The organism is Peredibacter sp. HCB2-198, from assembly GCF_045999315.1.
Classification (GTDB): domain Bacteria; phylum Bdellovibrionota; class Bacteriovoracia; order Bacteriovoracales; family Bacteriovoracaceae; genus Peredibacter.
In genome coordinates, this window is sequence record NZ_CP174607.1 from 497,728 (window position 1) to 512,453 (window position 14,726).

Here is a 14,726-nt window from a genome sequence, read left to right on the forward strand (position 1 = left end):
AAAATTCTATTGCTTCAATTATTAAGTGGCAAAGAACAGATTCTTACAGGAAAATGTCAGAATGAAGATCATCTTTATTCTGCTTCTTTTGGTGAGCTGCTCACAAGTGCCTACAAAAAAAGGCGAAGAAGGCGTTACTCTTGATGCGGCCCTTAACCAGGCCCAGATGTCCTACCTAAAAGGCTGTGTAGATGCCAAGAAAGAGCTTAAAATCCCACAGGTTTTCGAGGGATGCAGAGACAAGTCACTACTCCATCGTCAGGAACTTGAAGAGATCCTAGGGCAAGATCTATAATAGGATTAACAGGAGCATTTCATGAGAACCTATAATCAATGGATGGATGAGTATGGAGTGAGTCATCAAAACCATACCAATCAACTCATTCATAAGATTTGTGTTCCCTTAATCATGCTCACTGTGGTTGGTTTTCTCTGGTGTATTCCAACTCCGACGGCCTTTGCTTCAGTTCCCTTCTTAAACTGGGCGACTATCTTCATCATAGCTTGCTTGTGTTTTTACCTGACTTTGAACTTCATTCAGTTTCTCGGAATGACCGTCCAGACCTTTATCATGTGCTTTATCTGTCACCATCTTTACCAAGCGGGAATTTTACTGCCTTTTTGTATTATTGTTTTTGTGTTGGCGTGGATTGGACAATTCTGGGGACACAAGATTGAAGGTAAAAAACCATCTTTTCTACAAGACCTCGCCTTTCTTTTAATTGGACCACTTTGGGTAACGAGATTTTTTTATCGTAGGATCGGGATCAATGTTTAAGATTGGTCATATCTTCCGGCCGCACCCACTTATCAAAATCTTCCGCTGATACCAGGCCTAATTCAATCGCCACTTCTTTGAGTGTTTTATCTTCATGATGGGCCTTCTTGGCGATCTTAGCAGCATTATCATATCCAATGTGAGGATTGAGAGACGTCACCAGCATCAAAGAATTTTTCAAATGTTCTTCAATATTTTTAAGTCTTGGTTCAATTCCACTGACACAGAATTTTTCAAAACTCACGCACCCATCGGTCAGTAGGCGCACACTTTGAAGAAAGTTATAAATAAGAAGAGGCTTAAAAACATTCAGCTCGAAATTTCCGGAGGCACCACCAATACTAATCGCCACATCATTTCCCATGACCTGAGCACATAACATCGTCATGGCCTCGCACTGAGTAGGATTCACTTTCCCCGGCATGATGGATGAACCTGGCTCATTCTCGGGAATAGAGATTTCCCCTAATCCACTTCGTGGACCACTGGCGAGCCATCTAATGTCGTTGGCAATTTTCATAAGAGACGCCGCCAACCCTTTCAAAGCACCATGCGCTTGAACAAGAGCATCGTTGGCCGCGAGGGCCTCAAACTTATTGGGGGCGGAAACAAAAGTAATGCCGGTGTATTGTGTAAGTACGGCAGCGGCTCTTTTAGCAAAACCCACAGGAGCATTGAGACCCGTACCGACTGCTGTTCCTCCCAGGGCCAATTCTGAAAGATGTGGTAACTGCGCTTCTATATGTTTGATTGAATGCTCTAATTGGGCCACATAACCAGAGAGCTCTTGTCCCAAAGTTAAAGGAGTGGCGTCCATCAAATGGGTCCTACCGATTTTGGTGATCTCCCAATAGTCTTCGGATTTTTGTTTAAAAGTATTTTTTAATTTTTCCACCGCCGGCAAAAGATCCATCAAGATCACTCTCGTGGCAGCGATACTCATGGCCGTTGGGAAAACATCGTTTGAACTTTGTCCCTTGTTCACGTCATCGTTGGGATGAACGAGCTTATCGCCTTTTTTTCCTCCCAAAATCTCGTTAGCAATATTGGCGATGACTTCATTCACGTTCATGTTGGTCTGAGTTCCACTTCCGGTCTGCCAGACAGAAAGAGGAAATTCATCCCGATGCTGACCACTTAGGACTTCATCGGCCGCCCCTTTAATTGCTAAGGTTTTCGCCAAAGGAAGGGCCTTCATTTCTTCATTAACTTGGGCCGCGGCCTTCTTGATCAGAACCAATGCCTTAATCAGCTCCGGTTCCATTTTCTCATGGGAGATTTTGAAGTGATGGAGAGATCTTTGCGTTTGAGCGCCCCAGTAATGGTTCGCCGGTACTTCGATCTCTCCAAATGAATCTTTCTCAATTCGAACATTGCCCTTCATGGAGGGATCTTAACGAGCAAGTTCCATTTTACAGCGCTTCTTCACGCCACTGTTATAGACATCAACCTTTGGAGGATTGCCTTCAACATAGCTTGGTTGAATGAATGTATAAGTTGGATTGCCTAGTTTGTATTCATCACTTTTGATGTCAGTTTCAAACTCAGTAGTCTTCATTGAATTCTCATGGAAAGCAGAACCATCTTTGGCAACAAGTTTGCTTTTCTGGTCCCCTTGAACCGCAAGTACATATTTCTCACCTTCTTTGGCGAGGATCTGGACCTTCTCATCACATGATGTTGTTTCCGCCACAACTTTCCAGTCCTGTGCGGCCCATACAACTGATGACATTGATAGAAGAGATATAAGGAAGAAGTGTCTCATGGCAAACTCCTAGGCTTTGAGCGTGGTTTGATTCGCGCTTGAAGATAACTTATCTTCTGAGTGAAAATCTCTGACCGCTGTGTCGCCTAGACCTAAATTCTGCCTTGAGATCAGTCTTACTTTAACTGTGCTAAAGCAGTTGCAATTCTTTTAACGGCTTCGCGAATTTTTTCTTCAGATGTTGCATAAGAAAGACGCAGGTAATTAGGAGCACCAAAAGCTCCACCTGGAGTCATGGCCACATGCCCTACGTTTAGTAAGTACATGCAAAGATCTTTTGCGTCCTTAATGACAGTGTCACCGTTCTTCTTTCCAAAGTATGAAGAGACTTCTGGGAAAAGATAGAAAGCGCCACCAGGATTGTTTAACTTGATATTAGGAACTTCTTTCATGAGAGAGATAAGAAGATCACGACGATTTTTAAATGCCACTTGCATAGTGTGGACAACATCAGGATCAGCACTCACGGCGGCCATCGCTGCACGCTGAGAAATGGAACTTGGCCCAGAAGTAAATTGACCTTGAATTTTTACACAGGCCTTCGCCACCTCTTCAGGAGCACCAAGGTACCCAAGTCTCCAACCAGTCATGGCAAAACCTTTCGAGACACCATTTACAGTTACAGTACGGTTGGCAAGTTCAGGAATCGAACCGATTGAGAACATCTTTTCAGTAAAACTGATGTATTCATAAATTTCATCAGAAACAATCAGCACGTGAGGGTTTTTCTTAAATACTTCTCCCAGAGCACGAAGCTCTTTCTCGGTGTACATGGTCCCCGTTGGGTTACATGGATTCGAGAACAAAAACATTTTTGTTTTTGGAGTAATCGCTTTTTCCAGTTGCTCGGGTGTAATTTTAAAATCTGCTTTGTAGTCAGTCTGAATCTCAACCACTTTCCCTTCATTAAGTTGAATCATTTCTGAATAACTCACCCAATAAGGAGCGGGAAGAATAACTTCGTCACCAGGATTCACTGTCGCCATCACAACGTTGATGATGGATTGCTTAGCACCGGTCGAGACCACAATTTGCGACGGTTTATAGTTCAGATTATTATCACGCTTAAATTTGGCGGAGATCGCCTCTTGAAGATCTTTGTATCCTGGAACTGGAGTGTAATATGAAAAGTTTTTATCAATCGCTTCTTTAGCAGCAATCTTGATGAAATCCGGTGTAGCAAAATCCGGCTCACCTAAACTCATGTTGATGACATTAACGCCTTTTTCTTTTAACTCATTCCCAAGACGGGCCATGGCCAAAGTTTCAGATTCAGCTAATTTTTCAACTCGATTCGATAAAAAACTCATGTAAATGATCCCTGAGGAGATTGGTTCGTCTCCCCAGAGTATCATTAAAATGGAATTGCTGAAAGGCTTGAAAGAAGTTTCCGTTTAACGGAAAGTGACCTGTACCGGGCAGTGGTCAGATACGGATTGGTAGCTCACACCCAAATCCTGTGGCGTCGCAGGACGGCAGTCCATCATGGCACAATGTGCCCCGACTCTCACATTCATCACCTGAGAGAGGTTTTTGTCCTGAAGAACAATGTGATCAAGGACAGATGATTGAAATTCGGCGCCCCCTAGGGTGCCTTTCCAATAGTTCGTACAACCAATGTTTTCAGACATTGTTCTCACACCTGCTCCAGAAAGCATGTCTTCAAATCTTTGGTAATCTTGATCTTGAATATTATATCCAGTCGTATTGAAGTCACCGAGAAGGATCAAATTCTGAGCAGCGTATTTTTTAACTAACCCTGCCAAGTTTTGATACTGCTTCCAGCGCTGTGACATGGCACGATTGTCACCGCCGGCCTTTAAGTGAACAGCGCCGAAAGTGTAAATTTTCTTTGAAGCAATGTGCATCAGTGTTACCAGAAGCGCCGGTCGTAGTGATCCACAAGAATTATTGTTTGAACCAGAGAAGCTTAGATCTTCCACTGTGCTCATAAACTCAAAAACCTTCGGATTGTATACCACTGCGAGATTTTGTTTTCCGAATCCACCGCAGTTAGACATTTGGTAAGCATAGCCCGGAAGATTTTGTTTAATGAGTGAGTCGAAAGCAGTTCTATTAACGACCTCTTCGAAGGCCATCACATCACTTTGTACTGACTTAATAATTTTTCCGAGTTCGGCCACGTTTGTTTGACCTGCTCCAGAATCTTTATCGAAGTTTCTAATGTTGTAAGTCGAGACACTCCATTTGGCCCATGCATGGGAACTCAAAAGGAGGATGAGAAGGAATGAAAACTTCATGCACACATCCATGTTAAAAGTTTTTTTGCACTTAAATTGAAGAATGTTCGCGACCAAATGGCAATGCTAATCTGCTGAATTAATTTAGCTTAACACAAAACTGACAGGCGCTTACTTTGATGAAAATGCGTTTTTCAACATTCCAATTAGTTCGTCACGCTTCTCAGGAGACACTTTGGCACTATCGAAATGCTGCATCTGTAACCAAGGTGGATTTTTAAAGTTTGGATCACTCTCATAACGCGGGAAGAAATGCCAATGCACATGATCAACCACATTTCCTAGGCTGCACATGTTCATTTTTTTTGGTTGGAAAACTTTTTGGATAATTTCGTGAGATCTCATCATCTCTTGAAAAAGTTCTTCACGTTTTGGTGATGGAACATCTGTCATCTCGCGATAATGATCTTTTGTCACAAGCACGCAGTAACCCTGATAGTATTGGTGCTCGCCTAAATATAAATACGAATGTTTAAATTCGTGAATGAGATAAGGATATTTTCCTTCTGCTGTATTCTTTGATCTGTCACACAATGGGCAACTCATAAAACCTCAGTACAAAATTTTTCGATGCATCCAACCCGTAAAACTTCTGCGCTCACGCTTAGATGGTTTTACTTCATGTGGAAATTTATCACTTAGAAAACAAATGAATGATCCTGGAATTGGCCTAATTATCTCTAAGATAGAATCATCTTTATCGTAGAGCACTAACTCTCCACCGTCATTTTCATTCCATTCATCATGAAGATAAAAAATAAAAGAAAGTACACGTGAAGATTCCAATCCATGACGATCTGAATGCTTGGTGTAGAAAGTTCCTGGAGGATAGTAGGCCAGGTGACACTCAAAATCTTTCAGGCCCAAAAAGAAATAACCGTTCAAGGCCTCTCTTAGTTCAGTTAGAAAATGGACCAGGTGTTTAAAAGTGGCCGGTGGCTCATGGGGATCAATCCAGAAGGTAAAGTCCCCACGAATATTTTCTGCTCGTTGCAGGTTTTCACCCTTTCCTACCTTGGCCGGTTCAAATTCATTTCGGCGATGCTCAAAGAATTGGTTGATCTCGGCAAGCTCCGTAGGACCAATCACATTGGTTCTATGGCACCAGCCTTTTTCTTCAATTTCCTGAATTATTTGCTCAACCATTCCTATTCCTAACGGCAAAGTTCCCCCCAATTGTATGCAGTTATCAGTAGAGAGAGAATAAAAATATCTAATACCTACAAAGGGGTGAACTATGAAAGGATTTCTAGTCCTTGCGACTCTGCTCATCAGTCAGGCCGCATCGGCCAACGTGCTACGCGAATACAAAAAAGAGTGTAAGAGCACAGTGGTGACTGTTGATGAAGTGATTAAGAACGAACACATCAGAGGTCACATCACTGGTCTTCCAGCTGACGCCTATGAAAAGTTCAAAGTTGTTTTCTATGTGAAAACAAATCGCTGGTATGTGCATCCGTATACTTATACTGAGGGCCAAGAAGAAGGCTATAGCTACTCTAACTTAAATGCCAACGGTGAGTTCTGGGTAAGAACATTAAGACGTGATGTTCCTTCAAAAGAGCTTGCTGTAGTGCTTGTTCCAAAAAATTACAGAATTGTAAGTCAGAGATGGTTACTTAGACCTTTCTTAGGAATTTTTGGTGGGATCACCAAGAACTCTTGTAACTACACAATCGTTCCAGGTAACGGTGATTTCTTTCTTTAAAAAAATAAAGGGGGACTTTTGTCCCCCCCTCTTCTTATAACTGATTCAATTTTCTTTTTAAAATCATTCCCAACATCACCGCCACAACCGCAAGCGAAGTCGCGAGTCCCACCCAAAAGCCCTGCGCCTCAAGGCCGCTGAAGAACCCAAGATAATAGCCTAGCGGAATACCGATTAACCAATAACCGGTAAAGATCGCCAATGAAGAGGCCTTGGTAATAGAGAGACCACGAAGAATCCCGGCGATCGTCACTTGTGCTCCATCAAAGAGTTGAAAACAGGCCACCCAGAAAAGAAGTTTCTTTCCGAAATCAATCACCAAATTATCGTCGGTATAAAGACCCATCACGATTTGAGGGAAAAGATAAAAAAACAGGCCTGTCATCAGCGTAAAACAAAAGGAAGCAAACAAACTTACCTGAGAATAAATTCTGACGTTGGCGTAGTTCTTCTCACCAAAAGCATGCCCTACTTTTACTCCGACTGCGGCCGAAATAGACATTGGAATCATGAACGCAAGTGAACCGATATTCAGGGCCAGATTATTGGCAGCAGTTTGAATGGCGTCGAATTTTCCTACAAATAAGGTCACCGCACAGAAGGCCATAATTTCAAAGAAGAGCGCGGCCGTGATAGGAGTTCCCAAACGAAGAAGATCCTTCATAAAGTTCCAATTAATCTTTTTCGAAGACTTCCAGTATTTGTAAGTCATAACGAAAAGACCAATGGCCATAAACATTCTCACCATAAGACTCGCCCAGGCCAGCCCCTGCTCTTTCAACTCTGGCATGCCATAGACACCGTAAACAAATGAGTAGTTAAAATAGAGGTTCACAAAAACTGCCAGCATCGCCAGGATATTCGCCGCGAGAGTTTTCTCCTGAGATTGAAAGAACTCTTTTGAGCTTTGATAGAAGCAAAGCCCAAAAGAGGAAAAACTCGTAATTAAAATATAGTCGAGAATGATGGGCTCAAGTTTGTCTCCGTAATTAAGCCATGGAACAATTTGAACACTTAAATAAGTGAGTAAAAAAGAAACAAGTCCAACAAAGAAACTGTAAAGAGTCACGGTCCAGAAATAATCATCAACCGATTCACCGTTCCCTCTTTTTTGGGCAAGCAGAGGTGAAATCGCAAACTGCATTCCTAGAATTGAAATTTGAATCGGATTAGCAATTGAGATCGCGAGACCAATAGCGGCCAAACACTCCCGAGAATAGCGACCGGCAATGATCATGTCTCCGGTTCCCACTAACATAAGGCCCAATTGTCCAAAGATTATCGGTAAAGCAAAAATCAGAAGCTGCGTGAGCGCTTCTTTACGAGGAAGAACATTTGTTGTCATAAAATTACTCTAAAGTCTGTGCCTGGATAAACTGTTCAAACTCTTCCTGATAAGAAAGAAGTTTTGGATCCTTAATTCGATCCACATATAAAATGCCTTGAAGATGATCTAGTTCATGCTGTAATACCGTCGCCAAAAAACCTTCCGCCACAATTTCCTGTGGCTCGGCCTTTTCATTCAGATATCGAACGCGAACTTTTTTTGGACGCTCAACGAAACCGCGTAGTCCTGGAACTGAAAGACATCCTTCCCAGAATCCCTGCTCCTCGTTGGTGAGATATTCGATCTTTGGATTAACAAAAGTAGTCAGTGGAAGGTTCACCTCTTCCCCGTAACGATTAAAGCCCATGAGTTCAATGATGGCCACCTGCAAATCAACTCCGATCTGAGGAGCAGCAATCCCAATTCCGCCGTAATGTTTCATTGAATCCCGGAGGTCTATTAAAAGTTGACGAAAGTCGTCAGACAAAAGGTAATCTTTGGATATTTCTTCCGTCTTTTTCCTTAAAATTGGATTTCCCATACGGCATATTGGCTGAATCATAGGTCCCTCGTACGTAGTTGGGAAAAAATTTCCTTTTTTCCTCATGAAACATTTCTTAATAACCGATAAGGCTGATCGAACAATAGGTCTATAAGGTCATACTATGAATAACTCTTTGATGAAGCTGGTACTTACTGTCGTCATTAACCTCGTGGCGTCTGTTCCATTGTACGCCCAGTTGGTCGAACAGAAACAGATTAATTTTCCGGTTAAAACAGAAGAGTTAATGAAGGGTGACATTCATTATTACTTTTCAGTGGATAACCCAAGAAAGTTGCTTAAAAACCACCCGGAACTATTCGATCTAGATTCACTCTCATTATTTTCAGAGCCAGAATCCATGATCGCCGTTACCAAGGCCGCCTATGTAGTAGATCGTCCTGTAGGTTTTTTTGATGATAAGCAAATGACAGATGAAAAATATGTGGCCTATACATTGGGTGATCAGAAGGTCAAAAAACTCAATCCTGAAACTTTTAAAGTCACGGTTCCAGGAGACTTTGCTCATCAATACAAGTTACAAATTTTCATTGATTCAGATGATATCAGCACTCTTCCAAACTCTAAGGTCATTCGCGCTGTTTCAGCGGCAAAGAAAATGGACATCATCTCTCAGGGGGCCTCTTCTATCATGGTGAAAGAGATGACTCAGTATACGAAGTACGCACTGGGTGGTGTGACTGTGATGTCATTTATTCCGTTAAAAGAAAACAAAACGCTGGTCATTCAATATCAACTCTCTTCAGTGAAAAAGGCATTCGGTTCAGCGAAGATCATGAAACCGGGAATGGTCCAGGAAATCTCCTACAATCGAAGACTCATCCAAGATTACAAATAAAAAAGGGCCCGAATCCGGGCCCTTTCTTTTTAGGCGACTTCTTTTAAAGAAACATATCTGCGATTGATACGGTCTTTGACTTTTCTTTTCTGTTCACCAAGTGCTCGGTTCGCCTTATCGACGGCCGCAGCAAATGACTCATACAAGTTATCACCATCCGCCGTGAACGCATAATCATGACCTCTATTATGAATAGCAAGAGACGTGATGTAGCGATTCTTAAACATTTTCAAATTGACCTGGATGCTGGACGCAGTTCCCAGATAACGCTCTAACTTAGATACTCGACTTGAAATAAACTCGTCCATCCAAGGTGAATTTTCTAGATTCTGATAGTGTACTTGAACATGCATAAACGAACTCCTTCTGTTTCATGCCTTGAATCAAGGGTAACAAGAGTCAGTTTTTTGCGACATTCAGTAATTTTGAAGAGACCCTTCAGTGAAATTTACTTAACTGAGAGAGTAAAGTTTTTCATTGCATGAAGTGCTAATGGATTCAGAATCTTACGCTTTCCGATGATCATCCAAATCTCTTCCTGAACGCCTGGAAGAGGACCAAACTCTACCAAAACTTTTTCTTTCAGAAGATGAGCCACACTTTTTCTCATGACGGAGATCAGCCCGTGACCACGTAAAGCGAGGTCAATTTCAGTGGCCTTATCTTCCACTTCAGCGATCACATCAATAAGGAGATTGTTTTTCTTAAAATACAAATCAAGTTTTTGTCTGGCACTTGAATCGTAAGTCGGAAGTACCATCGGAACTTCTTTTAAAATTCCAGGCCATTTCGATTTTGATTTGAATTTCGGATGACCCACAACAATCAGTTCTTCTTTAGCGAGAAGACGTGATTCGAAAATATAAGAGTTATCCACTTGCGGAACTGAATTGGTAAGAATGAGATCGAGCTTATATTCGTTCTGCATCTTAAGCAATTGTTCACGATTTCCTTCTTTAAGATAGACCTTACAAGATTTAGTTTCCAATAAGAAGTCCAGAAGTTCATCTGCAACATTCTTAGGAATTGAATCCTGGCAACCAATTTCAATGCGTGTTCTCTCTTGTCCTTTATTGCGATCAGCAAGCGTATCTTTTAATTCAAAACCAAGTTTAAAAATATCGCGAGCGTATTCAAAGACAATGGTACCGGCCTCAGTTAAAACCAGTTTCTTTCCCACTCGATCAAATAATGGAGTGCCAAATGAGTCTTCAAGTTCTTTGAGCTGCATGGAAAGTGCAGGAGAACTAATAAGAACACTTTTCGAGGCCAGGGCGATAGAGCCTTGTTCTGCGATTTTGTAGAAATAATAAAGCTGATTGTAATTTAAAGGTACCATGTTGTTATTATAGTTCAGGTCAGGAGTTCCAGTCCACGCCTACTCAAATAACTTCGACCAACTTCCAGCTCCCAGAACTCCGCCCTTTTAATCTCAATAGTTATCTTCACCCTTTGGGCGTAGTGCTGAATGACCTTTCGATTTTCCTTTAAAGACAACAAAGACGAATATTCGTCGACCCGTGTATATGTGCCTTTTTCATGTTTATGCTGATTAAAGAGAACATATTGAATGGCATTTTTTGTTTCTCGAAGTCCCCTTAAGACATGCAGATGATAACGCTCAATTTGGACTCTTCCCTTATTTAGTCCTTTGGCAAAGGTCACGGTAAGGGACCTCATGCCTTTGGTGAGGACTTGATTGTTTGCAGCTTCGATAATTAAATGAACATGATTTGATTGAAGTGAAAAATGCATCACCCTTAGTCCATGCGCCCGGGCATTGAGAATTGCCCTTTTCAATAGACGCAGGCAGAACTTGTTCCTGATAAGAGTCCTGTACTTAAAGTTAATGTGAAGTGGAGTTCTTCTCATAACTCGCTCCCGAACCCGATGTGCCACTCCCTTTGAGTGAACCCTCTTTCTTCCCGATCCTGGCCTTCTCCCACCTTTGTTCGCTTTATAGACATTAAGCTGAAGTTGTTTACCCACAGGTCCTCCTTTGAAAGAGGCATATATAGGAAACATGACGTAAGGGAGCAGTGGTAAAAGCTTGGACAGGACTAAACACTTCAGAAGAGAAATCGTCTAAAAAATAGACATATGTATAGATTCGACAATTTCCCCCTCTTATAACCCCTTGAATCCTAGGGCCTTTTTTTGGCACACAGCTTGTATTAAGAGAGGCACGAGGGGCGATGACAGGAAGACATCTTCTTCAAATAAACAGGGGGAAAACATGAAAACAAAAACACTATCTCTTTCAACGATTCTTGGCTTTTTAGGACTGGTCCTTATGATTCACACCATGAATGCATACAGCGCCACTCCGGAAATTACTTGTTCAACGGCCTTTGGTGAAAAGACCTTCACAATTCAAGACGACCGCATCTCATTCCAAAAAGAAGATGAAGCGGGAGTTAGTCGTTCCATTTCATCTATCAATGGTGAATCTGTGAGAACTCACAAGAAGAACCATGGCTTTACAAAAACTCTTTACATCGATGGACTAAAACATCGAATCAACGTCCAGGACACAAACTCGTTCTCGGATGTTAACGACTACCTTTCGATTACGTCCCCTAAAGGGCATGAGATGACATACCCCCTCAATTGTCACTCTGCTTAGTAGTGGTTATACCCCCCTGTAAAAAAAGGGACTAGCGCCGGATGCGTGAGGTCCCTTTTTTATTTCCTGACCACAACAATCACCTTCTAATCTTCTTTAATTAAATTCCGATAAGTTTCTTTGAGTTACGCTCAAAGGAATTTCATGAAAGTTGTGCTTTATCTGCTTTTATTCTCGTCATTTGCTCACGCTCAAAAAGCGAAGGTGATTTTAATCGATGAGCACATCGATGGTTCATCTCTACAGAAGAACTTTGATGTTCAAAAAAACAGTCACGAAAGTTCCATTCCAAAAAAAGAAATCCGTGATGAGGTCCTTAAAGGTGTGAAGGCCGCTGAAAAGTGGGACGAACTTCAGAAAGACATTTTCTACATGGATCTCAAATCTAAATCCGTTAAAGAACTTAAAAAGAAATATCCAGCAATCTCAGAGAAAGAACTCACATTTCTCAAGGACAAGAGGTAATCGTGAAAAAGTTAGTTCCAGTTGCCACCCTACTTTTATCAATTGGTGCCCATGCCCAGTGTAACAAAAAAGTGGATCCAAATAAGGTGATCCTCTTTATTGATACCAACAACTCAGAACTCGAAATCGCCACGACTGAGAAAGCCGCATGTGAGCGAGGAGAAAGATTGGTGGTCGTTCCGAAGAACTATAAAGACTACATCAAGCACACCAACGCCATGATTTCAGTCTCAAAAAAATATGAGAAGTGTACCAAAGAGAAAAAAGACTGTTCAGCACTTCAGGCCGAGGGACAACGAATTGATAAAGAGCTCCAGGCACTTAAGAGAAGTAATAAATCCATTAAAAAGCAGACGAAAGAGGCCTTGGATGAAATCAAGGCCGCAGGCGGTAAGCTTCAGAACTTAACTATTTCGGGACACGATGGCGGTGGACACTTTGGTGGATACAAAGGTGACTTCGGTCGCTATGAGCTTGGCGAAATGATGAAGGACTACAAGGACATCAATGAAGTAAACTCGGTTTTACTTCTTGGTTGTTATACCGGAGTACCGAAAGAAGTCATCGAATGGAAGCACATCTTTCCAGACATCAAAATAATTGCCGGGTATGATGGGTCTGCTCCTCTTTCAGATAAACCTGCGGGCCACCAGTACATCTCAGACATTCTTTTGAAAGAGAAAAGCCTTCTGAAAAATGCAGAACAGAAGAAGCTTCAGACCTATGCCAAACAAAACATTCAGGGTCTGACTCAAATGAATGCGGCCATGTACCTCTATTGTAGTGATGGCACAAAAGAAGGCGAATTTTACTACGGTTCTCAAAAAGAAGGTAAGGCCTTTCGCCCTTTTGATATCAAAGAATGTGAGAACAAAAGAACTGAAATCGAAGCACTGATCACTAAAGTTAATCAATATTACTCTGGAGAACTGGAAATTCCTAAAAACACGGCCAGTGGTGAACTTCGTCAGATCTATAACGAAGCAAGACGTATTGAGCATTGTGGTGAAATTCTTCAAATGGATTTGAATCTCAATTCCGTTTTCAATCTTCTTTTTTATGAAGGCACCAAACAAAATTTTGCGAACTACTACAAAGATGATTTAGCAGAAGCAGAAAAGCTCCTTGCTGATTTAAAATTTGAGGACATTGAGAAGGGTTTCAATAAATCATTGGAGCAACTGAACAAAAATATTGAAAACCTAAAGTCCGAGATTGCCGCTCTCGAAAAAGACCCACAGGCTGGGGTGGCCGCTGAACAAAAAAAACTCGATGAGGAATTAAAAAAGCGTGATGCCTTATTCAATGATCCGAAATACTCACAGGTGAAAAATTTTATCAATCCGGAGACTGGCGCTTACAACGGTCCTATGGATTTAGCACAAAATCTAGTTCCACTTGCCCAAGAGTTAATGAATGCGGCCATGGCCTATAGTGGGGCCAAGTACAATTTTGAAAGCGTAAAGGCCAATCCTGCAGGCATGGTAATGGTCAAGAAGCAAATGCTGATCATTGCAGAACAAAGTATCAATCAACAGACAATGGCGTTCAAAGATTTAAAAGAAAAATTCTCGAAACCAGAGAATAAGGTGTGGATCCCAACCGCCAAAAATATGAACGAGAAGAGCAGAAAAGATCTTCTTCTGAATCTTCACAATGCAAGCGGATTATTGTCCGTGCCAGGAGTTCCTGATAAACAACGCCAGGCCCTTACATGGATGATTTCAGCCACCAGCGCCCACTTAGGGTATTTCCAAAACCCTTTTAGTTGGCACGAATTCACCGGCAGAACTGAAGAGCCTCAATTCCCTATTCGTTTGAAAGACTTTGCTGGCAATCGAGGTAGTTACTATGGTGCCGGTGCCTACTCTGGTGGATATGGTGGCATGACCGGAGGGATGATGGGTGGAGTACCGGCCGGAGTGACAATCCCGCCAGAAATGTACGGAGATCCAAACTACGTGGAAACTGGTGATGATGAAGATGCGGCAGATTCTTATGATGAGGACGAAGAATAAGAATACTTGATTAACTTTTTAACTAGGCGAAGGCCAAAAGAACTAAATATGAAAAAGCTAATGACAATTCCGATGCTCCTTGTTTCACTCTCAGCTTTCGCTCAGAAAGCAAATGTTATATTTATCGACCCAGATATTGAATCGAAGGAACTCGAAAACTTCAACATCCAAAAAGACTCGCATCAGAGTTCAATTCCAGACAGAGACGAGCGCGAGGCCCTGCTCAATCAAAATGAAAAAACCAAAGACTGGGACGAACTGAAAAAAGACATTTTCTACATGGATCTGGCCCGTAAATCAGTTCCAGAACTTCAAAAGAAGTACCCTGAATTAACTGCCAAGGAACTTAAACTACTTAAAGAGAGACGATGAAAACCT

The 14,726-nt window shown here is 41.8% G+C and carries 19 protein-coding genes; 8 read left to right on the plus strand and 11 right to left on the minus strand.

Annotation, left to right across the window (positions count from 1 at the left end; all coding sequences use genetic code 11):
- The first annotated feature begins 61 nt into the window (after positions 1-61).
- Positions 62-295, plus strand: coding sequence for a hypothetical protein (locus ACJVC5_RS02600; protein WP_408097822.1), 234 nt, complete (start codon positions 62-64; stop codon positions 293-295).
- 21 nt (positions 296-316) lie between these two features.
- Positions 317-778 carry a DUF962 domain-containing protein gene (locus ACJVC5_RS02605; RefSeq protein WP_408097823.1) on the plus strand — a complete coding sequence of 154 codons (462 nt, stop codon included), beginning with the start codon at positions 317-319 and terminating at the stop codon, positions 776-778.
- Here the strand turns inward: ACJVC5_RS02605 and fumC are convergent.
- The 6 genes from fumC to ACJVC5_RS02635 form a co-directional block, all read right to left on the minus strand.
- Positions 768-2,162 (minus strand): class II fumarate hydratase, encoded by a 1,395-nt coding sequence (gene fumC, locus ACJVC5_RS02610; RefSeq protein ID WP_408097824.1) that lies wholly within the window; start codon positions 2,160-2,162, stop codon positions 768-770. The two genes, ACJVC5_RS02605 and fumC, sit on opposite strands and share 11 nt — an antisense overlap.
- Positions 2,163-2,171: 9 nt before the next feature.
- Complete coding sequence (locus ACJVC5_RS02615; protein WP_408097825.1) at positions 2,172-2,543, minus strand: hypothetical protein; 372 nt, start codon at positions 2,541-2,543, stop codon at positions 2,172-2,174.
- A gap of 116 nt (positions 2,544-2,659) precedes the next feature.
- Positions 2,660-3,853 (minus strand): pyridoxal phosphate-dependent aminotransferase, encoded by a 1,194-nt coding sequence (locus ACJVC5_RS02620; protein ID WP_408097826.1) that lies wholly within the window; start codon positions 3,851-3,853, stop codon positions 2,660-2,662.
- An 84-nt stretch (positions 3,854-3,937) separates the two neighbouring features.
- The gene (locus ACJVC5_RS02625) at positions 3,938-4,804 is read right to left on the minus strand and encodes an endonuclease/exonuclease/phosphatase family protein (protein ID WP_408097827.1); all 867 of its coding nucleotides are present in this window, start codon (positions 4,802-4,804) and stop codon (positions 3,938-3,940) included.
- A gap of 111 nt (positions 4,805-4,915) precedes the next feature.
- Positions 4,916-5,350 carry an HIT family protein gene (locus ACJVC5_RS02630; protein ID WP_408097828.1) on the minus strand — a complete coding sequence of 145 codons (435 nt, stop codon included), beginning with the start codon at positions 5,348-5,350 and terminating at the stop codon, positions 4,916-4,918.
- Positions 5,351-5,356: 6 nt separating this feature from the next.
- On the minus strand, positions 5,357-5,950 hold the full coding sequence (locus ACJVC5_RS02635; RefSeq protein ID WP_408097829.1) for a 2OG-Fe(II) oxygenase: 594 nt from the start codon (positions 5,948-5,950) through the stop codon (positions 5,357-5,359).
- A gap of 91 nt (positions 5,951-6,041) precedes the next feature.
- Between ACJVC5_RS02635 and ACJVC5_RS02640 the strand changes: the two genes are divergently transcribed.
- On the plus strand, positions 6,042-6,512 hold the full coding sequence (locus ACJVC5_RS02640; RefSeq protein ID WP_408097830.1) for a hypothetical protein: 471 nt from the start codon (positions 6,042-6,044) through the stop codon (positions 6,510-6,512).
- Between the two features lie 34 nt (positions 6,513-6,546).
- Here the strand turns inward: ACJVC5_RS02640 and ACJVC5_RS02645 are convergent, their stop codons facing one another.
- Together ACJVC5_RS02645 and def are read right to left on the minus strand one after the other, a co-directional pair.
- The gene (locus tag ACJVC5_RS02645) at positions 6,547-7,857 is read right to left on the minus strand and encodes an MATE family efflux transporter (RefSeq protein ID WP_408097831.1); all 1,311 of its coding nucleotides are present in this window, start codon (positions 7,855-7,857) and stop codon (positions 6,547-6,549) included.
- Positions 7,858-7,861: 4 nt separating this feature from the next.
- Positions 7,862-8,446 (minus strand): peptide deformylase, encoded by a 585-nt coding sequence (gene def, locus ACJVC5_RS02650; protein WP_408097832.1) that lies wholly within the window; start codon positions 8,444-8,446, stop codon positions 7,862-7,864.
- 58 nt (positions 8,447-8,504) lie between these two features.
- On the opposite strand from def, the gene ACJVC5_RS02655 reads away from it, so the two are divergent.
- On the plus strand, positions 8,505-9,239 hold the full coding sequence (locus ACJVC5_RS02655; RefSeq protein ID WP_408097833.1) for a hypothetical protein: 735 nt from the start codon (positions 8,505-8,507) through the stop codon (positions 9,237-9,239).
- Positions 9,240-9,268: 29 nt separating this feature from the next.
- Here the strand turns inward: ACJVC5_RS02655 and hpf are convergent, their stop codons facing one another.
- From hpf to ACJVC5_RS02670, 3 genes are all read right to left on the minus strand, one after another.
- On the minus strand, positions 9,269-9,592 hold the full coding sequence (gene hpf, locus ACJVC5_RS02660; protein ID WP_408097834.1) for a ribosome hibernation-promoting factor, HPF/YfiA family: 324 nt from the start codon (positions 9,590-9,592) through the stop codon (positions 9,269-9,271).
- Between the two features lie 95 nt (positions 9,593-9,687).
- Entirely contained in the window at positions 9,688-10,578 is an 891-nt protein-coding gene (locus ACJVC5_RS02665) for a LysR family transcriptional regulator (protein WP_408097835.1), read from the minus strand.
- A 14-nt stretch (positions 10,579-10,592) separates the two neighbouring features.
- Positions 10,593-11,228 carry a transposase gene (locus ACJVC5_RS02670; protein ID WP_408097836.1) on the minus strand — a complete coding sequence of 212 codons (636 nt, stop codon included), beginning with the start codon at positions 11,226-11,228 and terminating at the stop codon, positions 10,593-10,595.
- Positions 11,229-11,475: 247 nt separating this feature from the next.
- On the opposite strand from ACJVC5_RS02670, the gene ACJVC5_RS02675 reads away from it, so the two are divergent.
- The 4 genes from ACJVC5_RS02675 to ACJVC5_RS02690 all read left to right on the plus strand — a co-directional run bounded on the left by ACJVC5_RS02675 (position 11,476) and on the right by ACJVC5_RS02690 (position 14,720).
- Positions 11,476-11,865: a hypothetical protein gene (locus ACJVC5_RS02675; protein ID WP_408097837.1), complete on the plus strand. Its 390-nt coding sequence runs from the start codon at positions 11,476-11,478 to the stop codon at positions 11,863-11,865.
- A gap of 144 nt (positions 11,866-12,009) precedes the next feature.
- Entirely contained in the window at positions 12,010-12,330 is a 321-nt protein-coding gene (locus ACJVC5_RS02680) for a hypothetical protein (RefSeq protein ID WP_408097838.1), read from the plus strand.
- Between the two features lie 2 nt (positions 12,331-12,332).
- Entirely contained in the window at positions 12,333-14,348 is a 2,016-nt protein-coding gene (locus ACJVC5_RS02685; RefSeq protein WP_408097839.1) for a hypothetical protein, read from the plus strand.
- A gap of 48 nt (positions 14,349-14,396) precedes the next feature.
- Positions 14,397-14,720 carry a hypothetical protein gene (locus ACJVC5_RS02690; protein WP_408097840.1) on the plus strand — a complete coding sequence of 108 codons (324 nt, stop codon included), beginning with the start codon at positions 14,397-14,399 and terminating at the stop codon, positions 14,718-14,720.
- The last annotated feature ends 6 nt before the right edge of the window (positions 14,721-14,726 follow it).